Raw genomic sequence first — 23,399 nt, forward strand, 5'->3', positions numbered from 1 at the left:
GCGGTCCTATGACGTCCTCGATTCCGGGATCGCCCGGGTTCATTCGTCCAATGTGCGTGGCTTCGCGCACCTACCCATCACCGTGGAGACCCGATGAGCCGTCCATCCGACCGGATCCGTATGCCGGGATCGCCGCGCAGGCCCGTGTGGAGCCGGTCATGAGAATCCGCGCCGATCTCGATCTGTGCCAAGGGCACGCGGTCTGCCAAGCCGAGGCTCCCGAGGTGTTCACGGTGCCCAGACGCGGGCAGGTCGAGATCCGGCACGACGTACCGGACGCCGAACTCCGGCCCGCCGTGGCGGACGCGATCCGGTATTGCCCCACTCGAGCCCTGTCGATCGCCGACGAAGGCGCGACCGACTCCTCTCCGAAAGGTACCGACTGATGCCAGGTTTCGACCGCGCCGAGCTCGACGAGATGATTCAGCGCTGGATCGTGGAGAACCAGCGCTGCGAGGAGAAGGGCGACTGGAAGCCCCTCGCGCAGATGTACACCGAGGACGCCACCTACGGCTGGAACTACGGACCCACCCAGGAATTCATGGCCGTCGGACGCGACGAGATCCGCGACCTGGCCCTCGGCCAGGAGATGGCCGGCCTGGAGGGCTGGACCTACCCCTACCAGGAATTCGTGGTCGACGACCGCAGCGGCACCGTCATCGGGTTCTGGAAGCAGATCAGCGAGGCGACACGTCCGGATGGGCGCAACTACTCGCCCGAGGGCATCGGCGGTAGCTGGTTCCGCTACGGCGGCGACTTCCAATGGTCCTGGCAGCGCGACTTCTTCGACTTCGGCAATGTCTCGGCGCTGTTCGTCGAGATGATCACCGACAAGGCGCTCACCCCGGGGATGCAGAAGCGCATCGAGCGCTCGGTCTCCGGCGCGCCGCTGCCCGGCTGGTACCGCGTCGGCGAATCGCCCGCCTCGCTGTGGTGACCGACATGGCCGGACCACAGAGCCGTTTCGCCGACCTGGACCGCGACACCCTGGCCGCGCTGCTGCCCGAACTGCTGCTGTGCGGGCACCTCATCGACCGCTCCGGCATGGCGCACTCGATCGCCGTGTTCGGCCGCGAGGGCATGACCGAGATCGCCATCGAGGAGTGGCAGGTGGCCAGCCCCGTCTACACCCGGCGCATGCAGCGGGCGCTCGGCTTCGCGGGTGACGGCGTGGAGACCATCTTCAAGGGACTGCAACTGGACATCGGCGCTCCACCGCAGTTCATGGACTTCCGTTTCCGAGTCGACGACCACCACCACGGCGAGTTCTGGCTCGACCACTGCGGTGCGCTCGCCGACGTGGAACCGATGGGCGAGGACTTCGTCGTGTCGATGTGCCACGACATCGAGGACCCGACCTTCGACGCGACCGCGCTGGCCACCAATCCGCACGCCCAGGTCCGGCCGATCCACCGCCCGCCCCGCCGTCCGGCCGATCGCAAGCCGGTGTGCGCGTGGACGGTCGTGATCGACCCCGCGCACGTACCGCCGCCGGTGCCTGCCAACGCCGACCTGGTCGCCGGGTCGGTGGCGGCCGGACTGGATCTGGCCGCGATCGACCCCGCCGACGAAGGGCGGCCGGACTACTCCGGCCCCTTGCTCAGCGATGTGCGTTTCGCGGATTTCTCCCGCTCCGCGCTGGTTCGGCTCGCCGACGAGGTATGTCTGCAACATCACCTGCTCACTCTGGGTTTCCTGATCGCGGTGCGCGCTCGGGTGGACGCCGACGCGGCGCTGGAGATCGGACGAAAACAGTTCGCGGGCATCGCCGGGCTCACCAGTGAACGCCTGCGCGATTGTCTCGGTCTCGGTGACGACGCCGCCGCGCTGGCGACGGTACTGCGGTTGCACCCCGCGCTGAATCCCCTGCCGTACACCGGAATCGAGATCGGGCCCACCGGCGACACGGTCACGGTGACGTTCCCGGCCGCCAGTGGCGCGCACACCGACGGCACGTGGCCTTCGATGCTCGACCCCGAGCACCTGCAGCCGCTGAACGCCCTGGTCCGCGGCGTGAACCCGCGTTTCTCCGCCGAGGTCGTCGCCGCGGGCGAGGACGGCTGGCATGCCGCGATCACGCTCGGCGACACACCGTTCCGGGAGGCGACGGAGGTCGCGCTGACCCGGTTCAGCACCGGCGCGGCCTTCACCTTCACCGACCGGGGGATACCCCTTCCGCTCACCGTCGTCTGACCGCACCACCCGGAGATGGAACGACATGTCCAACAACTTCGCCGACCTCTTCGAGCACTCCGTGGACGCCATGCCCGAGCGGGTGGCTCTCATCCAGTCCGGCCGTCGCGTGACCTACCGCGAACTCGACATCCGAGCCAATCGGCTCGCGCACCATCTGGCGAGCATCGGCGTGGGCGCGGGAACGCACGTGGGTTTCCAGATGCACAACAGCATCGAGACGATGGAGACGCTGATCGCGTGCTTCAAGCTCGCCGCCGTCCCGATCAACATCAATTACCGGTACGGCGTCGCCGAACTGGCCTACGTCTACGAGAACGCGGATCTCGAAGTGCTCGTGTACCACTCCTGTTACGGCGCCGCCGTCCGGGAGGCCGGAAAGCGAACGCCCGGGTTGCGGCACATGATTCGCGTCGCCGACGAATTCTCGCCGGACGTGGACGATGCGGCGACGTCGTACGAGTCGGCCGTCGTCGCCGGAGCGACGGACCGTCCGGTGGTCGAACGCAGCGCCGACGACCTGTTCATGATGTACACCGGCGGGACGACCGGCATGCCGAAAGGCGTCATGTGGCGGCAGGAGGACATGTGGCGCGTCCTCGGCGGAGGCATCGACTTCTACACCGGTGAACCGGTCGCCGACGAGTTCCAGCAGTCCCGCACCGGCGCCCGGATCGATCCGAGCGCCTGGCTGGTGTTGCCGCCGCTGATCCACGCCGCCGCCATGATGCCCACCTTCACCGCGCTGTGGTCGGGCAACACCGTGATCTTCGAGTCCCGCTTCGACGCCGGACGCGTCTGGCGGACCGTCGCCGAGCAACGCCCGCAGGTCATGGTGATCACCGGCGACGCCATGGCCAGGCCGCTGATCGAGGCGTATCGGAGCGAACCGGTGGACGCCTCGTCGCTGCTGGCCATCGCCTCCGGCGCCGCGCTGCTGTCGCAACCGGTGAAGAACACGCTGCTGGAGATGTTCTCGTGGGCGGTGGTCTCGGACTCCATCGGATCGTCGGAGACCGGGTTCGGCGGTATCGGGTTCGCCCAGAAGGACGACGATCCGGCGCGCGGCCCCCGCGTGCAGACCGGCCGCGGTGCGGTGGTCGTGGACGACGACGGCCGCCCCGTCGCGCCCGGTTCGGAAGGCTGGCTGGCCAAGACCGGCAACGTGCCGATCGGTTACTACAAGGACCCCGACAAGACCGAGAAGCTGTTCAAGTCCGTCGACGGCGTGCGCATGGTCGTCACCGACGACCGGGCCCGCGCCGAGACCGACGGGTCGATCACGCTGATCGGCCGCGGCAACATGGTGATCAACACCGGCGGCGAGAAGGTGTTCGTCGAAGAGGTCGAAAGCGTGGTGAAGACCCACGTCGCGATCTTCGACGCGGTGGTGATCGGCGTGCCGCACGAGCGCTGGGGGCATCAGGTCGCCGCGGTGGTCTCGCTGTCCGGGCCGGTCGAATTCACCGACCTGCACGCGCACGTGCGCAAGTTCCTGGCCGGATACAAAGTGCCCAAACAGGTCTGGGTCGCCGACGCCATCGTGCGCGCGCCGAGCGGCAAACCCGACTACCGGTGGGCCAAGCAGTACGTGGCCGGGCGAGGGCCCGACCACAAGGCGGACTGACATGATCCGGGTGATCCAATGGGCGACCGGCGGGGTCGGGCGGGCCGCCATCGAGGGCATTCTCGACCATCCCGAGCTGGAACTGGCCGGAGCCTGGGTGTACAGCGCGGACAAGGACGGCATGGACCTGGGCGAGCTGGTCGGCCGCCCGCCGATCGGGGTGCGAGCGACCACCGATGCCGACCGCTTGCTCGCCACACCGGCCGATTGCGTGCTCTACAGCCCGTTCATGGCCGACGCCGCGACGGTGCGCGCGATCCTGCGGTCCGGCAAGAACGTCGTCACACCGCTGGGCTGGTTCCATCCGCGCCGCGCGGAGCGGGAACGGTACGACGAGCTGTGCCGAGCCGCCGGAGTCACGCTGCACGGGACCGGAATACATCCCGGCGGCATCACCGAGAAGGTCCCGCTGGTGGTGTCGGCGCTCTCGGGGGCGATCACCGCGGTGCGCGCCGAAGAGTTCTCCGACATCCGCACCTATGGCGCGCCCGAAGTGGTCCGGGACTGGATGCTGTTCGGCGCCACGCCGGAGCAGGCCGCGACCAGCGTCATGGCGAACGTGCTCGCGGGCGGCTACAGCCAGTCGGTGTGGATGATCGCCGAAGCGCTGGGCATCGCGCTCGACGAGCGCTTGCGGGTGACGCACGACATGGCGGTGGCCACCGCGCCGATCGATTCGCCCATCGGCCCGATCGCGCCCGGGCGCGTCGCCGCGCAGCGCTTCCGCTGGGAAGGGACCGTTCGCGGTACTCCGGTGATCACGGCCGCCGTGAACTGGTTCATGGGCACCGAGAACCTCGACCCGCCTTGGACCTTCGGACCCACGGGGGAGCGATACGAGGTCGAGATCGTCGGCGATCCCGGCGCGATGGTGACGTTCACCGGTATGCACGCGCACAGCGCCGCCGCGGGTCTGGTGCGCAACCCCGGCATCGTCGCCACGGCCATGCACTGCGTGAACTCGATCCCCTACGTCGTCGCCGCCGAGCCGGGTGTGCGCACGTATCTCGAATTGCCGCTGGTCGCTGGTCGCGCCGCCGCATGGCTGCGCGACGGTGACGCGGCCTGCGCGTCGGCCGCCGAGGCCGATCCCGACGCCGCGCGGCGCACTTCGCCGCGCTGACCGGCTCGCACGTTTCATCTAGGAGGTAGCAATGGCAGCTCCGGCATTTCCGGTCGGATTCGATTTCACCGACCCGGCGCTGTGGGAGAACCGAAGTCCGGTAGAGGAATTCGCTCAGCTGCGCCGGACCGCCCCGGTGTGGTGGAACGCGCAATCCGACGAGACGTCCGGTGGTTTCCACGACGGCGGCTACTGGGTGGTCAGCAAGCTCGCCGACATCAAGGAGATCTCCAAGCATCCGGAGCTGTTCTCCTCGGAGCGGAAAGGGGCCATCATCCGCCTGCCCGGCGACATCACGCCGGAACAGATGGCGCTCACCGGCGCTCTGCTGGTGAACATGGACCCGCCCAAGCACTCCAAGATCCGGCGGATCATATCCAAGGGCTTCACGCCGCGGGCGGTGGAGAACCTGCGCGCCGCGCTCGCCGAGCGCGCCGAGCGGATCGTGCACGAGGCCAGGAAGTCCGGCGGCGGCGACTTCGTCGAGCAGGTCGCCTGTGAACTGCCGTTGCAGGCCATCGCCGAGCTGATCGGCGTGCCGCAGGAGGATCGGAAGAAGATCTTCGACTGGTCGAACCAGATGCTCAACTACGACGACCCCGAGTACGGCGATCCCGCGATGGCCTCGGCCGAAATCCTCGGTTACGCCTGGAATATGGCCGAGCAGCGCCGTGCCTGCCCGGTGGGCGACATCGTGAGCGAGCTGGTGCACGCCGACGTCGACGGCGAGGCGCTCGGCTCCGACGAGTTCGGTTTCTTCGTCATCCTGCTCGCCGTGGCGGGCAACGAGACCACCCGCAATGCCATCACGCACGGGATGAAGGCGTTCGTCGATCACCCGGAACAGTGGGAGACCTACCGGCAGCAGCGTCCACGTACCGCGCCCGACGAGATCGTGCGATGGGCCACTCCGGTGACCGCCTTCCAGCGCACCGCGACGGAGGACCTGGAACTCGGCGGGCAGCGGATCCGGCAGGGTCAACGGCTCGGATTGTTCTACAGCTCGGCGAATTTCGACGAGGAGGGCTTCGAGAATCCGTTCACGTTCGATGTCCTGCGCAATCCGAATCCACACGTGGGTTTCGGCGGCACCGGCACGCACTACTGCGTCGGCGCGAACCTGGCCCGGCTGGAGATCGATCTGATGTTCAACGCCATCGCCGACGCAATGCCCGGCCTGCGGCAGGTGTCCGATCCGGTGCGGCTGCGGTCCGGGTGGATCAACGGCATCAAGAGCTGGCGGGTGCGCTACGAGTAGCTGCCGGACGCGGGCTCCCCGTCACGCGACGGGGAGCTCTCGCGCGCCCGGCCACGTCGTCAGCTGTCGTCGTCCTTGCGACGCCTGCGGTAACGGACGGTGCAGGGCTGCGCGAGCTGCACGACCATCTTGGAGTGGTCGTTGCGGTAGCTGTCCGACGGCTGGACCATCTCGAACTCCCAGTCCCGCAACAGCAGCGAAAAGATCGCCTTCAGCTGCATCAACGCGAACGCCGCGCCGACGCAGCGGTGGCGGCCCGCGCCGAACGGAATCCAGGTCCAGCGATTGACGAGGTCGGCTTGGTTGGGATCGATATAACGTCCGGGATCGAAAGCGTCCGGGTCCGGGAAGTCCTCCGGGATCCGGTTCGAGATCGCGGGAGTGGCGGCGACGTGATCGCCGGGCTCGATCCGATGACCGCAGACGTCGAATTCGCCGCGCGCCACCCGCATCAGGATGATCAGCGGTGGATGCAGGCGCAGCGTCTCCTTGAGCACGGATTCCAGCATCGGGATCTGGCGCAGCGCGCCGAAACTGATGTCCGAGCCGTCGGCGTAGAGCTCGTCGAGTTCGGTGACGACCCGGTCGAGCACCTCGGGGTGGCGCAGCAGTTCGATGATCGTCCAAGCCGCCGTGCCGGAGGTGGTGTGATGGCCCGCGAACATCATGGAGATGAAGATGCCGGTGATCTCGCTGGCGCTGAAGCGCGGTTCGCCGTTGTCGCCCGGGATCGAGATGAGCACGTCGAGCATGTCCCGGTCGTCCTTGCCGGTCGGCGGGTCGGCGGCCCTGCGGTCCATGATCCCCTGGACCAGTTCGACCAGCTCGGCCCGCGCCTGATCGCGACGGCGGAAACTCTCGATCGGGGCGTAGGGGTCGACGTAGGCCAGTGCGTCGGTGCCGCGTTCCAGGTCGTGGTAGAGGTGCGCGAAGCGGTCGTCGAGGTCGTTGCGGAACTTCAGGCCGATCAGGCAGGCCGAGGAGGTGTAGATGGTCAGCTCGGCGAAGAAGTCGAGCAGGTCGATCTCGCCCTCGTCACCCCAGCGCGCCAGCATCCGCTGCACCTCACGGGCGATGGTGGCGGCGTGCCCGCGCATGTGTTCGGCGCGCAGCGCCTGGTTGTGCAGCATCTCCTTGCGGCGTTCCGGGCTGGCGTCGAAGACGACGCCCTCGCCGAAGATCGGCTTCATGAAGGGGTAGGCGGCGGCCTGGTCGAGGTCGTCGTCGCCGGAGCGGAAGAAGAACTCGTTGGCCTCCGCGCCCGACAGCAGGATGACCTGGCGCCCGGCCAGGTCGAACGAGCCGACGTCGCCGCACTCCGCGCGGACCCGGCGCATCAGCCCGATCGGGTCGACGCGGAACTCCTCCAGATGACCGTGCTCGTGGTCGCCTCCGGATACCCGACGTGGTTTCACCAGAGTCATTGGAAATCCTTCCCCAGATAAGTGTCCAAGTTTTATGATGGACACGTGTCTGGACAGTACTACGGTTAGCGAGCGTCCGGCAAGACGCGGACCGCGACCGTAGTCGGATGCCAGGGCCGCGGGTGTGCCGCCGTCCGCGCACGGCCCGTGACGAGAAGTGATCGGTGGTTCGAATGAGTTTCGGCAGCCAAACCGTGCTGGTGACGTGGCGGTTACTGCGGTTGAAAGTCGCCGGAGCGGCGTTGCTCCTGCTCATCGTCGCGGTGGTCGCGGTCGCCGCGTCGATGTACGCCGGACGTTTCCGCTCGACGGTGGCCGTCACCGTCGAGACGCCCCGCTCCGGTCTGGTGCTCGACAGTGATGCCAAGGTGCGGATGCGCGGCGTGGAACTCGGCAAGGTGAGCGCCGTCGAGTTCCGCGGCGACCGGGCGCGTCTGCGCCTCGAGCTGGATCCCGAACTGCTGCGGCTGGTGCCCGCCAACGCGACGGTGGACATCCGCTCGACCACCGTATTCGGGGCCAAGTACGTGAATTTCGTGGTGCCGAGCGCTCCTTCGCCGACACCGCTGCGCCCCGGCTCGACGATCCGCGCCGAATCCGTCACCGTCGAATACAACACGCTGTTCCAGCGTCTGCGTGATGTGCTGGCGAAAGTCGAACCGGGCGAATTGAATGCCACCCTCGCCGCCTTGGACACGGCGTTGCAGGGGCGTGGCGACCGGCTGGGCGATCTGCTCGCTCGTTCGGACGACTACCTGCGGCAGATCAACCCGAGCCTGCCCGCGCTGCGGCGGGACCTGTCCGCGGCGGGCCAGGTCACCGGGCTCTACGCCGATACCGCCCCCGACCTGTTGCGCACGGCCTCCGACGCCGCCACGATCAGCGGGACGCTCGGTCAGGGTGCGGAAGACCTGGACGCCGTGCTGCTCAACCTCGTCGGGTTGGCCGACACCACCCGGACGGCGCTGACCGACAACGAGCAAGGACTCGCCGCTCTGCTCGCGACCCTGCGGCCAACCAGCTCACTGCTCGAGATCTACTCGCCCGTGCTGTATTGCGTAGTCGTCGGCATCGCGAAAGCCCTTCCCGCGGCGGAGGCCATCATCGGCGGATACAAACCCGGAGCCATCTTCAATGCCAGCTTCATGTACGGCGCGCAGCCCTACAAATATCCCGGCGACCTGCCGAAGGTGAACGCGACCGGCGGGCCGCGCTGTGCCGGGATCCTCGACCGGGTGCCGGATAGCCACGCCGACTACGTGGTCACCGACACCAACGAAGGCGCGCCCTTCACGCCGTCCATGGCGGTCTTACTCAACGCTCCCAAAGTCTTTCAGATCCTTTTCGCCGGCATGCCCGGAGTGTCGCGCTAGTCGACGGCGGCCGCTTCCGGTTCGGTGGTGGGGCCGCGCAGGACGGTGCGCGGATCGCCGTTGCCGGTGACCCGGCCGTCCTGTAGTAGCAGGCAGTGGTCGGCGCGCAGGGCATCCTCGTGCCGGTGCGTGGCGTGCACGACCGTCACGCCCTGCGCTCCGACGTGGCGGATGGCGTCGGAGATCTCCCGCCGCGCCGCCGAGTCCAGACCGGTGGTCGGTTCGTCGAGCAGCAGTAGATCCGACTCCTGGGCGAGTGCCTGTGCGAGCATCGCCCGTTGGCGCTGGCCTCCGGAGAGACTGTCGAGTCGGCGATCGGCCAGGTCGGCGATGGCCATCCGGTCGAGGCACGCGCGCACGATGGCCCGATCCGCCCGGGTGAGGCGCCGCCATGCGCCGCGGTGCGCCCAACGCCCCATGGTGACCGTTTCGCGGACGGTGATCGGCAAGGTTGCCGGAACGCCGCTGTGCTGCACGACGAACGCCGGTCGCCGCAGATGTCGTCGGCGCACGGTTCCCGCGGTGGGTGTGATGACGCCCGCCAGGACGCCGAGCAGGGTGGATTTGCCCGACCCGTTGGGTCCGACGAGTGCGGTCACCCGGCCGCCCGGGATGGTGGCGGTGAACTCGCGCAGGACCGGATGTCCCCGGTACCCGGCCGTCACCTCGGCGATATCGACAGCTGGCGGCATGTAACTCCCATCCGCTCATTGAAATGAAAACCGTTATCATTGTAGAGTGCTGCGTCATGGAGTGGTTGGCCCCGTTCGAGGTCTCGTTCGTGCAGCGGGCGTTGTGGGGCGGACTGCTCGTGTCGTGTCTGTGCGCTCTGGCGGGGACGTGGGTGGTGTTGCGCGGCATGGCTTTTCTCAGCGACGCGATGGCGCACGGCATGCTGCCAGGCGTCGCGATCGCAGCATTGGTCGGCGGAAATCTGTTGCTGGGCGCGGCATTCAGCGTCGCGGCGATGGCCGTCGGCGTCTCGGTGCTCGGCCGTGGGACGCGATTCGCCCCGGACACCGGCATCGGGCTGCTGTTCGTCGGGATGCTGTCGGCAGGCGTGATCATCGTGTCGCGTTCGCCCTCGTTCGCGGTCGACCTGACCGGCTTCCTCTTCGGTGACGTACTCGCCGTCGGAGAACGTGACCTGTCGTACCTGGTCGCGGCCACGGTTCTCGCGGCGGTGATCTCGGTGCTGGGCTACCGGGCATTCGTCGCGCTGACCTTCGACCCGCGCAAGGCGCACACCCTCGGATTACGGCCTCGCCTGGCGAACGTGGCGCTGATCGCTCTGCTGACCCTGGCGATAGTCGCGTCGTTCCACATCGTCGGCACATTGCTGGTCTTCGGTCTGCTCATCGCGCCGCCCGCGGCGGCCGTCTACTGGGTGCATCGCATCCCGGCGATCATGCTCGCCGCCGCCGCGCTCGGGGCGGTGGCGACCTTCGCCGGGCTGCTGATCTCGTGGCACGCGCACACCGCCGCCGGGGCGACCATCGCGGCGACGGCCGTCGCGCTGTTCTTCGTCTCGGCGCTGTCGTCCTGGGTGCGTGATCGGATCCGGTCCTCGCGCGGGACGCCGAAACCACTGGCCGTGCTCCTGGTACTCGCCACGATGACATCCTTGATCGGTTGCGGGACAGGCGATTCCACCGGCCCTCCGGAGACGCCGCCGCACGGTTATGTGGCGGGCGCGCAGGAGGCCGACGAGGCGCAGCCGCGTCTGGTCGTGGTCGACAGCGGGACCGGCGCGGTGCGGGTGGTCGACCTCGTCACCGCGGACGTCATCGATCTCGGCCGAGCGGAAGGCGTCGTCCGCGTGACCGCCGATGGGCGCTACGCCTTCTTGTCCGCCCGCGACGGGGTGCGGATCGTGGACGCGGGCGCATGGACGGTCGATCACGGCGATCACGTGCACTACTACCGGGCACCCGTCCGCGATCTGGGCGCCCTCGCCGGTGGCCCGGTGTCGGCCGCGTATGCCGACAGTGCGGTGACCGCACTGGTTTCCGACGCGGGTGGCACAGCGCTGCTGGATCGGTCCGCGCTGGGCGCGGGGTCGCGACACGAGCGCGGCGTGATCGCCGACGGAGCCGCCGTGCCATACGCCGAGCACCTGCTGGTGGCCGTGCCCGCCCGGGACCGGATCGAGGTTCGTGCCCGAGACGGAGCGCCCGCCTCGGTCCTCGCCCAAGAGTGTCCGCGTCCGCATGGCTCGGCGGTGACCAGGCGTGGTGTCGTCTTCGGTTGCGCCGACGGCGCGTTGGTGGTGACGGCCAGGAACGCGGTGTTCAGCGGCGAGAAGATTCCCTATCCGCACGGCATCTCCGACGACGACCGCGCGACCGCGTTCTTCCACCGCGCGGGCAGCGCGACGCTGGTGGCGAAGGCGGGCTCGCGCGGGGTGTGGGTGCTCGACGTCCGGCGCAAGTCCTGGACCGCGGTGGACACCGGTCCGGTGGTCGCGGCGAACACCGCGGGCGAGGGCGCGCCACTGCTGGTCCTCACCGCGGACGGCCTGCTGCACAGTTACGACGCCGTGTCCGGACGGGAGACCGCCGCGGCGCGACCGTTCACCGCGCCGGTACTCGACGGCGCACCCGCGCCGCTGATCCTCGTCGACGAGCACCGCGCCTACCTCAACGATCCCGCGGCGCGAGCGATCCACGAGATCGACTACGCCGACAACCTGCGTGCCGCACGAACCTTCGGCCTCGACATCGTGCCCACGGCGATGGTGGAGACCGGCCGATGAGACGTGCCGCTCACTGGTGCGCGCTGTTCGCCGTCGCCCTGCTCGCGCTCACCGCATGCTCGAATGCCGACGCCGATCGCGACGGAGTCGTCGTCACCACCAACATCCTCGGCGATCTCACCCGTGCCATCGCGGGGGACGCGGTCGAGGTCACCGTGCTCATGCCGGCCAACGCGGACCCGCACTTCTTCGCCCTCTCCGCCCAGCAGGCGGCCCGGCTCGAACGCGCGAACCTGATCGTCTACAACGGTCTCGGCCTCGAGGAGAGTGTGCTGCGCAACGTCGAGGCGGCCGAGAGATCCGGGGTGGCAGGGGTATCCGTCGGCGCGGCGATCGATCCGATCGACTACTCCACGGACGACGCGGACGGCAGGCCGGATCCCCACTTCTGGACCGATCCGCGCCGGGTGCGCAAGGCGGTGGAAGTCATCCGGGACCGGATCATCGAGCAGGTCGACGGCGACGACGCCGCGACCGTGCGCGCCGGAGCCGACCGCTACCTCGCCGAACTCGACCGGCTCGACCGCTGGATGACCGAGCGGTTCGCGACCATCCCCGCCGAGCGGCGGAAGCTGGTCACCAACCACCACGTCTTCGGTTACCTGGCACAGCGATTCGGCTTCGAGGTGGTCGGCGCCGTGATACCGGGCGGGACCACGCTCGCCGCACCGAGCCCGTCGGATCTCTCCGCCCTCGCCGGAGCAATCCGGGCCGCCGGGGTGGGCGCGATCTTCGCCGACTCCTCGCAGCCGGACCGTCTGGCCCGTGTGCTCGCCGAGCAGGCCGGTGTGCACGTGCAGGTGATCTCGCTGTATTCGGAGTCGCTCACCGAACCCGGCGGCGGCGCCGGCACCTACCTGGAAATGATGCGGGCCAACACCGAATCGATCGTGCGCGGCCTGGCCGCTGCCCAGCACCCGAACACCAGATGAAGACGGAGTAACTCATGCCCGTTCGGTCACGAACCACGAAATCGTCGGCCCTGATCGGCCTGCTGACCGTAGTGCTCGCCGGTTGCGGCGCCGACACCGCTTCCGAACATGACGCCCCGCGGATCGCCGAACCCGTCGCGATCACCTACGACGGCGGGATCCACGTACTGGACGGCGCCACGCTCGAACTCGCGGACACGGTCGAACTCGACGGCTTCAACCGGCTCAACCCGGCGGGCGACGACCGCCACCTGATCGTCTCGACGAAAGAAGGCTTCCGCGTCTTCGACGCCGTCGCAGGCGAATTCACCGGCATCGAGTTCTCCGGCCCCCATCCCGGGCACGTGGTCCGGCATGCCGGGCGGACCGTGTTGTTCAGCGACGGCACCGGTGAAGTGGTCGCGTTCGACTCGGCCGATCTCGCCGAAGGCGCGCCGAAGACCACCACCTACCGCGCGGCCGCCCCGCATCACGGCGTCGCGATCGAACTCGCCGACGGTGAACTCGTCCTCACGCTCGGCACCGAGGAGAAACGGACCGGCATCGTGGTACTCGACGAGAACCGCACCGAGAGGGCGCGCAACGAGGATTGCCCCGGCGTACACGGTGAGGCGACCGCCGCGGGCGAGGCCGTGGTGATCGGCTGCGAGAACGGCGTGCTCGTCTACCGCAACGGCGCGATCACCAAGGTCGCCAGCCCGACCGAGTACGGCCGGATCGGCAACCAGGCGGGCAGCGAGACCTCGCCCGTCGTCCTCGGTGACTACAAGCAGGACAGAGACGCCGAACTCGAACGTCCTCAGCGCGTTTCGCTGATCGACACGGCCACCGGCACGTTGCGCCTGGTCGACCTGGGTACCAGCTACACCTTCCGCTCGCTGGCCCGTGGCCCGCACGGCGAAGCCCTGGTCCTCGGCACCGACGGCCGCATTCACGTGATCGATCCCGTCGCGGGCGCCGTCGTGCGTACGATTCCCGTGACGAGCTCCTGGCAAGAGCCGCTGGAATGGCAGAAGCCGCGACCCGCGCTGTTCGTCCGCGGCGACATCGCCTACGTCTCGGACCCCGCCGCGAAGCAAGTCCACCGCGTCGACCTGGGCACCGGAGCGAAGACGGCGAGCGTCACGCTGCCGAACACACCGAATGAAGTGAGCGGAGTGGTCGGGCACTGACGCCCGAGGCGAGGCACCACGCGAACGGCCGTCGCTACTGCGGAGGAGTGCTGTTTCGGGGTCTGGGACGGCTTCGGCGACATCTACGGCGGTTCCTCGGTCGCGGTGGCGCTCAGCGTGGACGAGTCCGCGGAACTCGTGTCCGCGCCCACCGTCGCACCGGCCTTCCCGCCGGGGGAGATCGATGGGCCGCGTCTGCGCATACCCGCGCCGGACTATCTACTGTTCCGGGGGCCGTTCGGCCAGGTAGGGCAGTGGGGACCGGCATCGCGGGCAGCGCCGCGCTGATCGAGGCCTTGCGGGACGACGCGGAACTGGACGTCGAGGAGACCGCGCCGTCGGGCGATCGGCCCTACTGGCGGGAGGGCGCGTGAACGCTGCATAGCCGTCGAGGCGCGATCCCCGGCGCGACCGCCGCTACGGTGGGTTGGCATGGACACTGCTGCGCTCGCCGTGCCGGAGTCGGCGCGCGTTCCTCCGGTGTCGGCGCTGGGCCGCGTCCGGAGGATCGCGAAGGCACAACCGGTGGTCGTCGTGGCCGGATGCCTGGTCGCGGTGCAGCTGGCCGTCCGCTGGTGGGTGGCCGACAGCGGCTTCTTCTATTGGGACGATTTCATCCTGGTCGGCCGGGCGGCCCGCTACGGGCTGTGGTCCACCGATCTGCTGCTGTACGACCACGACGGGCACTTCATGCCGTTGGCCTTCGTCACGGCCTGGGCGGTGAACGCGGTCGCGCCGCTGGTCTGGGCGGGACCGGTGACGGTGCTGCTGCTCATGCAAGTGGGTGCGTCGGTAGCCGTGGTGCGCATGCTGCTGCTCATCGTGGGCCCCCGGTGGCCGCTTCTGATTCCGCTGGTCTTCTATCTGTTCTGCCCCCTGACGATCCCGGCTTTCGCATGGTGGGCCGCCGCTCTCAACGCACTGCCGCTGCAATTCGCCCTCGCCTGGGTGATCGGGGACGCGGTGTCGCTGGTGCGGAGCGGTCGCCGCCGATACGCGCTGTCCGGCGTCGCGGTGCTCGTGGTGGCGTTGCTGTTCTTCGAGAAGTCGGCGGTCGTGCCGTTCGTCGCGTTCGCCGTGACTGCGCTGGTCCGCCATGTGGACGGCGGCGAGTCCCCGATTCGTGTGGTGGCGCGGCGGGGCGCGGCGCTGTGGATCGGATCGTCCGCGGTCCTGGGCTTCTGGACCATCGCCTATCTCGCGGTGGTCGCAGGGCCGGGACTGCCCGACGACTGGGACGAGTTGCGCGACCTGCTGCCCGGCGCGGCCTCCCTGGGGATCGTGCCCGCGCTGTCCGGCGGTCCGTGGGTGTGGGAGCGGTGGCTGCCGTCGACGCCGTGGGCGGATCCCCCCGGCTGGGCGGTGGTAGCGGCCTGGCTGGCGCTGGGCGCGGTGGTGGCGCTGTCGATGCGCACCCGGCAGCGGATCGGGGCGGTGTGGCTGACGGCCGCCGTCTACGTCGTGATCGCTCAGCTGGCCGTCGCGTTGGCTCGTGGCGGACCGAACACCGCGGGGGAGTTGATGCAGTCGCTGCGCTACTTCGCCGACTCGGCGGTGATCGCGGCGGCCGCGGGCGCGCTCATGGTGCGGGCTCGCCCCCGGCCGTCCCGGAATCCGCGGCGCATCGGGCTTCCCGTCCGGCAGCTGACGGTCGCGGTGACAGCGGTGTTCGTCGCGAGCAGTCTCTGGTCCACCTGGACATTCGTGCGATCGTGGCGGGTCGGTCCGTCCGAAACGTATGTCACCAACGTGAAATCGGCACTGCGCGCGTGGGACGGCGCGCCCCTGCTCGAGCAGGAGGTGCCGTGGAACGTGTTGAATCCGATGGCCTATCCGCAGAATCTGACCAGCAGCGTGCTGGCGTCCGTGGCCGCCCCCGGCACGTTCGCGGTCGCGACACCGCACTTGCGGATGATCACCGACGACGGTGCGATCGTCGACGCGGCGGTCTGGTGGAACCGGGCCATCCTCCCCGGACCGGAGCCCGGCTGTGGCTACCGCGTCGACGGAACAAGGCCGGTGTTCCCGCGTCTCGACGGCCCCCTGCTCGCGAACAAGTGGACCGCGCAAATCAATTACGTGGCCAGTCGTGATGGCCGGATCAGCGTCGCCCTGGAACACGGTGAAGCGGTGTCGGCGCCGGTCCGGAAGGGACTGAACACCGTGTTCGTCCGCCTCGTCGGCAGCGGCTCGGCACTGCGAATCTCCGCCGAGACACCGGGGCTAGACCTGTGCCTCGGCGTCGGCCCGGTCGGCGTCGCGTCGTACGACAACTGAGCTCCGACCGGATCGCGGAGACCTCCGCCATTCGATCTACTTCAGCGGCTCCGAAGCCGATCATCTCCGCTGACGGCGGTCTTCCGAGGCGGTTCGTCTCCGCGCATGCGCGCGTCGACAGGTGATTCTCTCCACGATACTGACTAATTCGTCATTTACTCTTGACGACAATTTCATCGTAGCTGATGATTTCATCGAATGCCGTCCGGTGGTGCTGAGAAGCACCGGCGGACCGGTCCGTTTCCCCGTCCGGACGAGTGAGGACTCTCATGACCGATTCCCGATTCCGCAGGAAGACGAGCAGGCGCCGCGCCTTGGGCGGCGTCGTCGCCGGGACGCTCGGCGTGGCCGCGACAGCGGCGATCGCTCGAGCGAACCCGGCGCGCACCGGGCAACCTGCGCCGTCGGGTACCTACCGGATCGACCTGCACGCCCACTTCCTGCCACCGGACTACCGCGCGGCGCTGCTCGACCACGGTCACGTCACCATCGGCGGATACCCGACGCCGGATTGGTCCCCGGAACAGGCGCTGGCGTTCATGGACTACTACGGGATCCAGGCGCAGGCGCTGTCGGTGTCCGACCCCGGCGTGTCGTTCCTGCGTGGCAAGGAGGCGAACGACCTGGCCCGCTACTGCAACACGTATGCCGCAAGGCTGCTGCAAACGCATCCGAAGCGATTCGGCGCCTTCGCGGTGCTGCCGATGCCCGACGTCGCCGCCTCCGTCGCGGAAGCCGTCTACGCGCTGGATGAACTGCACCTCGACGGCGTGGTGCTGCTGTCCGCCTACGACGGCGTCTACCTCGGTGATCCGCGTTTCGAGCCATTGCTGATCGCGCTGAACCAACGCAGCGCCTATGTCTTCGTGCATCCGGCCGCCATCCCCGCCGAGGCCAAACCGAAGCTGCCGCTGCCGGACTTCCTCGAAGAATTCACCTTCGACACCACGCGCGCGGCGACCTTGATGATGGCCACCGGCACGACGCAGCGCTACCCGAACATCCGTTTCCAGCTCGCGCACGCGGGCGGGACACTTCCGTTCCTGTCCCACCGCGTCAGCGTCGCGTCGCAAACGGTGCTCGGCGAACTGTGGCCCGACGATCTGCCCAGGCCGTCGGTGCTCGACACGCAACGCCAGATCGCGAACTTCTACTACGACACCGCGCTCAGCGGATCGGCCGCGGCGATGGCGAGTGTGCTCGCCGTCGGGAAGCGCGAGCACGTCGTCTTCGGTTCCGACTGGCCCTTCAGCGCGCTCACCCTGCCGCAGACCGGCACGCACGATCCGGCCCCCGGACTCAGCGACATCTTCGACGCGGACCAGCGGATGGAGGTCGAGCGGATCAATCCGCTGCGGCAACTGCCCCGCTTGGCCGCGGCGATCGACGCGTGAGCGCCTGCCACTCGCGATCGACGACGCGCAGGGTTTCCCGGCGAAACTCCGGACCACGATTTCGGGATGTCCGCGCGCACGGGTGAAGATAACCAGCAGTTCGCCGAATACGTCCGCGCCGCCGAGCAGTCTTTTGTCCGCCGCGAGAGGAGCCGGTTCCATGGCAGCGAAACCCACGCGGATCCGTACCTGGATCCGACCCCTTGTCGTCGTCACGCTGCTCATGGCGTTGCTATCGGTGATGTATCTCGGGTACGTCGTCAACCCCGAAAAGAATCTGCACGACTTGCCGCTCGCCGTCGTGAACCAGGATGCGGGCGACACACTCGCCGGGAAACCGGCCAACGTGGGCAACCAGATCACCGCGGCGCTCACCGCGAACATCCCGGCCGACAAGGTCGACCTGCGCGTCATCGGCATCACCGAAGCGCAGTTGCTGATGCGCGACGGCAAGATCTACGGCGCGATCGTCATCCCGAGTGATTTCACCAAGCGGCTCGCGATCCTCGGCGCTTCCGGTGTGGTATCCGGAAAGGTCGACCGGCCGGTGATCACCGTGCAGACCAATCCGCGCACCGGCACCTACGCCACACAGATCACGCTGCGTATCGCCGAACAGGCACTGGGCGCGGTCAACACCACGGTCGGACAGCAGCTCACCGCCGCGGTGGACGAACAACTGCGGTCCTCCGGCGGACCCGCGCCGCAGTTGGCCGGAGCCAGCCAGTTGCTGCTGGCCGAGCCGATCGACGTGGTGATCGCGCCGTATCGTCCACTGCCCGAAGGCACCGGCGGCGGGTTGTCGGCCTTCTTCTACACGCTGCTGATCCTGCTGGCCGGATTCACCGGCGCCATGATCATCCACACCATGGTGGACGCTTCGCTCGGATTCACGCCGACCGAGTACGGGCCGTGGTATGTGCACTATCCGCCCACTCCGATCTCCCGGCTGCGCACATTGCTGCTGAAATGGGGCGTGCTCGCCGTCGCCGCGCCGATCGTGTCCGGTGTGTTCCTCGGCGTCGGGACGGCTTTGGACATGCCCATCGACAAAGCCTTGCTGCTGTTCCTCTATTCCACGTTCGCCATCCTCGCCGTGGGCGTCACCGCGCTGTCGATACTCGCCGCCTTCGGCGCTGCGGGCATGCTCGTCAACCTGATCCTGTTCATCGTGCTGGGGTTGCCCTCGGCAGGCGGAACCGTGCCCATCGAGGCGACGCCTACGTACTTCGCCTGGCTGTCCACATTCGAGCCGATGCATCAAGTCTTCCTCGGCATCCGCGCGATCCTGTACTTCGAGGCCAGAGCCGCGGCGGGCCTGGAACGCGGTGTCTGGATGGCGCTACTCGGCCTGGTCATCGGCTTGTGCTCCGGTGCGGCGGTGACGGCGTTCTACGACCGGAAAGGATTGACGCGCACCGCGAATCGCGGCACCACATCCTAGGGCGGCCGGATCTTCTCCGGCGCTCGCTCAGTTCTGCGCGACGGCGGCCTCGGCCGCGGCCTGGGCGCGCGACAACGCTTCCGGCACCGGTATCCGGCCGAGATACATTTCGGCGAAAATCGGGTCGACGGCGCGGAGCGCGGCCGAGAAACCCGGTCCGCCACCAGAGGAGATGCGCGGGCCCCGGAGTACGTCGAAGAAGGGGGAGACCTCCACGCCCTTCCCTGCCCAGTAGTCGCGATAGCGCTGCTGTTCGGACACGACTGCCGGGATGGCGCCGCCGCCCTCGGCCAGGTGGCGGTTGCCCGCGCCGCTGCCGAGCCAGGCCAGCACCCGGCGCACCGCGTCGGGATGCCGGGTGGCCGCGTTACCCGCGACGCCGATCGCGTTGTTCGTGCTCACCCGTCCCGCCGGGCCCGCGGGCAGCAGCGCGACGCCCCACTCGAAGCGGGCCTGTTCGGAGATCTGCGCGAGATTGAATGTCCCGGACTGCAGCAGCGCCAATTTGCCCTGTAGGAAAGCGTTCTTCGCGAAGTCGGGATTGGTGTTGGTGTCCGCGGGCGATGGCGCGAGTCCGTCGGCGATCAACCGCGCCAGATAGTCGAACGCCGCCACGCCCTGCGGGCTGTCGAAGACGAAATTGTCGTGGTCGTCTTGGAAGCGCGCTCCGTTCGAGCCCAGATAGGGCAGTTCGATGGACTGGAAGTCGTGACCCGCGTTGTACGCCCACGGCGCGACCGCCGCCAGTCTGCGCAGCAGCGGGCGCAGTGTGTCGTCGCCGCCGGGACTCCACCGCATCGCGGTCAGCTCGGCGGGATCGATGTGCGCGGCCGCGAGCAGGTCGCGGTTGTAGTACACCGCGGTTCCGGCATCGACGAATTGCGGTACAGCCCAAAGCTTCCCGTCGCGCATGTACTGCGCGACCGCCGAGGGGTCCCAGGCGCTCGCGGCCTCGGGACCGAGCGTCGCCCCGATGTCGAGCAACCGCCCGGCATCGGCGTAGTCCTCGTACAGATTGGTCCAGAACAGATCGTCGGCGGTGCCACCGGCCACGTCCAAGCGGAGTTTCTGCCGATACGACGACCACGGCACCACCGTGATCCGTACTGCGAGGTCCGGATTCGCCCGCTCGAACTCCGCGAGCGAGGCCTGGTAGGCGGGTACGAGACTCTCGTCCCAGATCCGCAACCCCACCACGGTGCGGCCGGACCCGTCGCCGTCACGGCCGAGCCACAGGGCCGCCGCGACCAGCAGTGCCGCGGCGAGTGCGAGGGCGAGCACCACGCGGGTCGATGTCCTCATTTCACCCCCGTCCACGCGATCGAGCGCAGCACCTGCCGCTGGCAGATCACGAACAGCACCACCAGCGGCGCGATGGCCAGCGTCGTGGCCGCCATCACCAGGGTCCACTGCGCGTTGTAGCGGGTCTGCAGATTCGCCGTCGCCACCGTCAGCACCTGCCACGAGCGGCCGCTGCTCGCGACCAGTGGCCACATGAAGTTGTTCCACTGCGAGACGATCGTGATGAGCGTCAAGGTCGCCAGCACCGGCCTGCTCATCGGCACCATGACGTGCACGATGATGTCGAGGGTGTTCGCGCCGTCGAGCCGCGCCGCGCCGATCAGCTCCTGCGGAATCGCCCGAAAGTACTGACGCAGCAAGAAGACCGCGTACGGCGATCCGAACACGAACGGCAGCACCAGCGCCCAGAAGGTGTTCAGCAGGTCCAGGCGCGCGAACATCAGGTACAACGGGATGAGAGTCACCATCGGCGGCACCATCATGGTGCCCAGATACACCCAGAAGAGCGCATCGCGTCCCGGGAAATCGGTACGGGCGAACGCGTATGCCGCCAGCACCGAAGTGATCAATTGGCCGCCGGTGATGAACACCGTCATCAACGCGGTCACCAGCACCGCACGCCCGAACCCGTAGTCCAGTACGGTCCGGAAGTTGTCGGCGGTGACCGGATGCGGCAGGGCCAGCGGCGACCCGGTCGCGAACTGGCCGGGTGTCTTCACGGCGGTGAGCGCGCTGAGCAGCAGGGGCGCCACGGTCAGCAACGCTCCGGCCGAGAGGATCGCGTAGGCGGCCGCCGAACGTAGGCGATCAGAGCTCATAACTGGTCCGATCCCGGAAGTAGCGGTGCTGCGCCACGGTGATCGCGAACATGACCGCGAACACCACGAGCGCCATGACGGCGGCGCGGCCGGGCCGTGCGGCGTCGAATGCCTCGGTGAAGATCCGCATCGCGAGCACATCGGTGCGGTCGCCCGGTCCGCCCTTGGTCAACGCGTACACGGTGTCGAAGGTCTGGAAGGCGGTCAGTACGCCGGTGACCAGTACGAAGAACATGGTGGGCCGCAGCAGCGGCAGGATCAGCCAGCGGATCCGGCGCCAGCCGGTGGCCCCGTCCAGCGCACCGGCGTCGAGGATCTCGCCCGGGATCGCGCGGATTCCGGCCACGAAGAACAGCGCCACGTAACCGAAGTTCGCCCACACGCTCACCGCGGCCACCGACGGCAGCGCCAGCGCCGGATCCGAGAGCCATTCGACGCGCAGGCCGAGTGCGGCGTTGACGGCCCCACCGGTGGGAGCGAACATCCACTGCCACACCACACCCACCGCCACCGGCGCGCACATCCACGGCAGCGCGTACATGACCCGGAGACTCGTCGCGCCGCGCCGCCGGGCCAGCAATGCCGCGACCGCGAAACCCAGCACCGTCTGAGCGGGCACCACGATCGCGGTCAACGCCAGCGTCACCAGCAGGGCGTGGCCGAACGCGGCGTCGCCGAGCACCGACCGCCAGTTGCGCAGTCCGACGAACTCCATCGGTCCCAACAGGTTCCAGCTGTGCAAACTGAGCCAGGCCACCACCAGAATCGGCAGCACCAGGAACGCGCCGACGCCGATCAGGCTCGGCAGCAAGAGAACATAGCTCGTCATGCCGCGACGAGCCCCACGCCGATTCATGTGCTGCGACGTTACCGCCCCCGCCCGCCCCGGCACGGCGGGCGGGGGCGGGTTGTCAGTTGGTCGGGCCGCCCGCCACGTAGATCACCTGGCCGGAAACGAAACCGGCGCCCTCGCTCACCAGGAACGAGGCGGTGTGCGCGATGTCCTCGGGCGTGCCGACGCGCTGCACGGGAATCTGCGTGGCGGCCGCCTTCTGGAAGTCCTCGAAGGAGACGCCGACGCGCGCGGCGGTGGCGGCGGTCATGTCGGTGACGATGAACCCGGGAGCGATGGCGTTGGCCGTGACGCCGAACTTGCCCAGCTCGAACGCCAAGGTCTTGGTGAAGCCCTGCAAACCGGCCTTCGCCGCCGAATAGTTCACCTGGCCGCGATTGCCGAGCGCCGAAGTGCTGGACATGTTGACGACCCGTCCCCACTTCTGCTCGACCATGTGCTTCTGCACCGCGCGGGTGAGCAGGAAGGCGCCGCGCAGGTGCACGTTCAGCACCGCGTCCCAGTCGTCGACGCTCATCTTGAACAGGAGGTTGTCGCGCAGGATGCCCGCGTTGTTCACGACAACGGTCGGTGCCCCCAGCTCGTTCTCCAGCTGCGCGACGGCGGCGGCCACCGACTCCTCGTTCGACACGTCGGCGCCGAGCGCGACGGCTCGGCCGCCCGCCTCGGTGATCGCGCCGACCGTGTCGGCGCAGGCCGCCGCGTCGAGGTCGAGCACGCCGACCCGAAGACCGTCCGCGGCCAAGCGCTTGGCGATCGCCGCGCCGATCCCTCGTGCGGCGCCGGACACTACTGCAACTCGCTCGCCCATGAGCGCGTCCCTTCGTCGATCGGATGTCGGATCGAATCAGTCTTACCGCACCGGTCCGCCGTGCCCGGGAGGCGGATCGGTCGCCGGATCGTCGCCGGGGAATTAGCACCGACCTCGAGCGGAAGGCTTGCCCGGCTCTCGACCCGGATGCTTCGATCGGCACGTGACCGAGCAGAACGAGGTTCCCCGTATCGTCAGCGCCAGCCGTGAGATCAACGCGAATCCCGCGGAGATCTTCGAGCTCATCGCCGATCCCGCCGAGCAGCCGCGCTGGGACGGCAACGACAACTTGGCCGAGGCCGCGGCGGGGCAGCGGGTGCGAGAAGCCGGAGCGGTGTTCAGCACCACCCTGACCAATGGGGCTGTGCGCGACAACCACGTGGTGGAGTTCACCGAGGGCAGCCGCATCGCGTGGCATCCGTCGGAACCGGGCAAGCAGCCGCCCGGCCACCTCTGGCGCTGGGAACTGGAGCCGGTGGGCGAGGGCCGCACCCTGGTCACCCACACCTACGACTGGACATCGCTCACCGACGAGAAGCGTCAGGTCCGGGCGCGCGCTACCACCGCGGACAAGCTGTCGGCCTCCCTCGACCGGCTCGCCGAACTGGCCGAGCAGCAAGCGGTTTCGTCGCAGCGGTAGTCG

General features: G+C 68.5%; 20 protein-coding genes. 14 read left to right on the top strand and 6 right to left on the bottom strand.

The annotated features are described in order from the left end of the window. Nucleotides 1–158 precede the first annotated feature (158 nt). The 6 genes from ACFV2O_RS16695 to ACFV2O_RS16720 are packed head-to-tail and all read left to right on the top strand — an operon-like array spanning nucleotide 159 to nucleotide 6,201. Complete coding sequence (locus tag ACFV2O_RS16695) at nucleotides 159–386, top strand: ferredoxin (RefSeq protein WP_379252545.1); 228 nt, start codon at nucleotides 159–161, stop codon at nucleotides 384–386. After that, nucleotides 386–937, top strand: coding sequence for a nuclear transport factor 2 family protein (locus tag ACFV2O_RS16700; RefSeq protein WP_379252546.1), 552 nt, complete (start codon nucleotides 386–388; stop codon nucleotides 935–937). The genes ACFV2O_RS16695 and ACFV2O_RS16700 overlap by 1 nt, the downstream gene beginning before the upstream one ends. A gap of 5 nt (nucleotides 938–942) precedes the next feature. Continuing rightward, complete coding sequence (locus ACFV2O_RS16705; protein WP_379252547.1) at nucleotides 943–2,193, top strand: hypothetical protein; 1,251 nt, start codon at nucleotides 943–945, stop codon at nucleotides 2,191–2,193. Between the two features lie 25 nt (nucleotides 2,194–2,218). After that, a complete protein-coding gene (locus ACFV2O_RS16710) occupies nucleotides 2,219–3,820 on the top strand; it encodes an acyl-CoA synthetase (protein ID WP_379252548.1) in 1,602 nt (533 codons plus the stop codon). A 1-nt stretch (nucleotide 3,821) separates the two neighbouring features. Beyond that, complete coding sequence (locus ACFV2O_RS16715; RefSeq protein WP_379252549.1) at nucleotides 3,822–4,943, top strand: dihydrodipicolinate reductase; 1,122 nt, start codon at nucleotides 3,822–3,824, stop codon at nucleotides 4,941–4,943. Nucleotides 4,944–4,974: 31 nt separating this feature from the next. Continuing rightward, a complete protein-coding gene (locus ACFV2O_RS16720; protein ID WP_379252550.1) occupies nucleotides 4,975–6,201 on the top strand; it encodes a cytochrome P450 in 1,227 nt (408 codons plus the stop codon). A 59-nt stretch (nucleotides 6,202–6,260) separates the two neighbouring features. Here the strand turns inward: ACFV2O_RS16720 and ACFV2O_RS16725 are convergent, their stop codons facing one another. After that, a complete protein-coding gene (locus tag ACFV2O_RS16725; RefSeq protein ID WP_379252551.1) occupies nucleotides 6,261–7,625 on the bottom strand; it encodes a cytochrome P450 in 1,365 nt (454 codons plus the stop codon). Nucleotides 7,626–7,798: 173 nt separating this feature from the next. Here ACFV2O_RS16725 and ACFV2O_RS16730 point away from each other — a divergent pair, with 173 nt between their 5' ends. Further along, nucleotides 7,799–8,998 (top strand): MCE family protein, encoded by a 1,200-nt coding sequence (locus ACFV2O_RS16730; protein ID WP_379252552.1) that lies wholly within the window; start codon nucleotides 7,799–7,801, stop codon nucleotides 8,996–8,998. Here the strand turns inward: ACFV2O_RS16730 and aztA are convergent. After that, complete coding sequence (gene aztA, locus ACFV2O_RS16735) at nucleotides 8,995–9,690, bottom strand: zinc ABC transporter ATP-binding protein AztA (RefSeq protein WP_379252553.1); 696 nt, start codon at nucleotides 9,688–9,690, stop codon at nucleotides 8,995–8,997. The genes ACFV2O_RS16730 and aztA overlap by 4 nt on opposite strands. Nucleotides 9,691–9,746: 56 nt before the next feature. On the opposite strand from aztA, the gene aztB reads away from it, so the two are divergent. From aztB to ACFV2O_RS16765, 6 genes are all read left to right on the top strand, one after another. Then, nucleotides 9,747–11,753, top strand: coding sequence for a zinc ABC transporter permease AztB (gene aztB, locus ACFV2O_RS16740; RefSeq protein WP_379252554.1), 2,007 nt, complete (start codon nucleotides 9,747–9,749; stop codon nucleotides 11,751–11,753). Then, a complete protein-coding gene (gene aztC / locus ACFV2O_RS16745) occupies nucleotides 11,750–12,685 on the top strand; it encodes a zinc ABC transporter substrate-binding protein AztC (RefSeq protein ID WP_379252555.1) in 936 nt (311 codons plus the stop codon). The genes aztB and aztC overlap by 4 nt, the downstream gene beginning before the upstream one ends. A gap of 14 nt (nucleotides 12,686–12,699) precedes the next feature. Beyond that, the gene (gene aztD / locus ACFV2O_RS16750) at nucleotides 12,700–13,857 is read left to right on the top strand and encodes a zinc metallochaperone AztD (RefSeq protein ID WP_379252556.1); all 1,158 of its coding nucleotides are present in this window, start codon (nucleotides 12,700–12,702) and stop codon (nucleotides 13,855–13,857) included. A gap of 432 nt (nucleotides 13,858–14,289) precedes the next feature. Next, nucleotides 14,290–16,134 carry a hypothetical protein gene (locus ACFV2O_RS16755; RefSeq protein ID WP_379252557.1) on the top strand — a complete coding sequence of 615 codons (1,845 nt, stop codon included), beginning with the start codon at nucleotides 14,290–14,292 and terminating at the stop codon, nucleotides 16,132–16,134. A gap of 269 nt (nucleotides 16,135–16,403) precedes the next feature. Next, nucleotides 16,404–17,528, top strand: coding sequence for an amidohydrolase family protein (locus ACFV2O_RS16760; RefSeq protein ID WP_355080138.1), 1,125 nt, complete (start codon nucleotides 16,404–16,406; stop codon nucleotides 17,526–17,528). 160 nt (nucleotides 17,529–17,688) lie between these two features. Beyond that, nucleotides 17,689–18,972: a YhgE/Pip domain-containing protein gene (locus ACFV2O_RS16765; RefSeq protein ID WP_379252558.1), complete on the top strand. Its 1,284-nt coding sequence runs from the start codon at nucleotides 17,689–17,691 to the stop codon at nucleotides 18,970–18,972. Between the two features lie 27 nt (nucleotides 18,973–18,999). Here ACFV2O_RS16765 and ACFV2O_RS16770 read toward each other — a convergent pair whose 3' ends face one another. The 4 genes from ACFV2O_RS16770 to fabG are packed head-to-tail and all read right to left on the bottom strand — an operon-like array spanning nucleotide 19,000 to nucleotide 22,756. Continuing rightward, entirely contained in the window at nucleotides 19,000–20,274 is a 1,275-nt protein-coding gene (locus tag ACFV2O_RS16770) for an ABC transporter substrate-binding protein (protein WP_379252559.1), read from the bottom strand. Further along, nucleotides 20,271–21,092 carry a carbohydrate ABC transporter permease gene (locus ACFV2O_RS16775; protein ID WP_355080133.1) on the bottom strand — a complete coding sequence of 274 codons (822 nt, stop codon included), beginning with the start codon at nucleotides 21,090–21,092 and terminating at the stop codon, nucleotides 20,271–20,273. The genes ACFV2O_RS16770 and ACFV2O_RS16775 overlap by 4 nt, the downstream gene beginning before the upstream one ends. Next, entirely contained in the window at nucleotides 21,082–21,948 is an 867-nt protein-coding gene (locus ACFV2O_RS16780; RefSeq protein ID WP_379252560.1) for a carbohydrate ABC transporter permease, read from the bottom strand. Before ACFV2O_RS16780 ends, ACFV2O_RS16775 begins: the two co-directional genes overlap by 11 nt. A gap of 55 nt (nucleotides 21,949–22,003) precedes the next feature. After that, entirely contained in the window at nucleotides 22,004–22,756 is a 753-nt protein-coding gene (fabG, locus tag ACFV2O_RS16785; protein WP_355080129.1) for a 3-oxoacyl-ACP reductase FabG, read from the bottom strand. A gap of 163 nt (nucleotides 22,757–22,919) precedes the next feature. Between fabG and ACFV2O_RS16790 the strand changes: the two genes are divergently transcribed. Further along, on the top strand, nucleotides 22,920–23,396 hold the full coding sequence (locus ACFV2O_RS16790; RefSeq protein WP_355080128.1) for an SRPBCC family protein: 477 nt from the start codon (nucleotides 22,920–22,922) through the stop codon (nucleotides 23,394–23,396). Nucleotides 23,397–23,399 lie beyond the last annotated feature (3 nt).

Source organism: Nocardia sp. NPDC059691, from assembly GCF_042733915.1.
GTDB lineage: Bacteria > Actinomycetota > Actinomycetes > Mycobacteriales > Mycobacteriaceae > Nocardia > Nocardia sichangensis.

What these genes read in the sequence shown, in the direction of transcription:
- ACFV2O_RS16775 (WP_355080133.1), bottom strand. Translation starts at nt 21,092, where the DNA reads ATGAGCTCTGATCGCCTACGTTCGGCGGCCGCCTACGCGATCCTCTCG.
- ACFV2O_RS16770 (WP_379252559.1), bottom strand. Translation starts at nt 20,274, where the DNA reads ATGAGGACATCGACCCGCGTGGTGCTCGCCCTCGCACTCGCCGCGGCA.
- aztC (WP_379252555.1), top strand. Translation starts at nt 11,750, where the DNA reads ATGAGACGTGCCGCTCACTGGTGCGCGCTGTTCGCCGTCGCCCTGCTC.
- ACFV2O_RS16755 (WP_379252557.1), top strand. Translation starts at nt 14,290, where the DNA reads ATGGACACTGCTGCGCTCGCCGTGCCGGAGTCGGCGCGCGTTCCTCCG.
- ACFV2O_RS16715 (WP_379252549.1), top strand. Translation starts at nt 3,822, where the DNA reads ATGATCCGGGTGATCCAATGGGCGACCGGCGGGGTCGGGCGGGCCGCC.
- ACFV2O_RS16720 (WP_379252550.1), top strand. Translation starts at nt 4,975, where the DNA reads ATGGCAGCTCCGGCATTTCCGGTCGGATTCGATTTCACCGACCCGGCG.
- ACFV2O_RS16710 (WP_379252548.1), top strand. Translation starts at nt 2,219, where the DNA reads ATGTCCAACAACTTCGCCGACCTCTTCGAGCACTCCGTGGACGCCATG.
- ACFV2O_RS16780 (WP_379252560.1), bottom strand. Translation starts at nt 21,948, where the DNA reads ATGAATCGGCGTGGGGCTCGTCGCGGCATGACGAGCTATGTTCTCTTG.
- ACFV2O_RS16765 (WP_379252558.1), top strand. Translation starts at nt 17,689, where the DNA reads ATGGCAGCGAAACCCACGCGGATCCGTACCTGGATCCGACCCCTTGTC.
- aztB (WP_379252554.1), top strand. Translation starts at nt 9,747, where the DNA reads ATGGAGTGGTTGGCCCCGTTCGAGGTCTCGTTCGTGCAGCGGGCGTTG.
- ACFV2O_RS16700 (WP_379252546.1), top strand. Translation starts at nt 386, where the DNA reads ATGCCAGGTTTCGACCGCGCCGAGCTCGACGAGATGATTCAGCGCTGG.
- ACFV2O_RS16695 (WP_379252545.1), top strand. Translation starts at nt 159, where the DNA reads ATGAGAATCCGCGCCGATCTCGATCTGTGCCAAGGGCACGCGGTCTGC.
- fabG (WP_355080129.1), bottom strand. Translation starts at nt 22,756, where the DNA reads ATGGGCGAGCGAGTTGCAGTAGTGTCCGGCGCCGCACGAGGGATCGGC.
- ACFV2O_RS16730 (WP_379252552.1), top strand. Translation starts at nt 7,799, where the DNA reads ATGAGTTTCGGCAGCCAAACCGTGCTGGTGACGTGGCGGTTACTGCGG.
- ACFV2O_RS16705 (WP_379252547.1), top strand. Translation starts at nt 943, where the DNA reads ATGGCCGGACCACAGAGCCGTTTCGCCGACCTGGACCGCGACACCCTG.
- aztD (WP_379252556.1), top strand. Translation starts at nt 12,700, where the DNA reads ATGCCCGTTCGGTCACGAACCACGAAATCGTCGGCCCTGATCGGCCTG.
- ACFV2O_RS16760 (WP_355080138.1), top strand. Translation starts at nt 16,404, where the DNA reads ATGACCGATTCCCGATTCCGCAGGAAGACGAGCAGGCGCCGCGCCTTG.
- ACFV2O_RS16725 (WP_379252551.1), bottom strand. Translation starts at nt 7,625, where the DNA reads ATGACTCTGGTGAAACCACGTCGGGTATCCGGAGGCGACCACGAGCAC.
- aztA (WP_379252553.1), bottom strand. Translation starts at nt 9,690, where the DNA reads ATGCCGCCAGCTGTCGATATCGCCGAGGTGACGGCCGGGTACCGGGGA.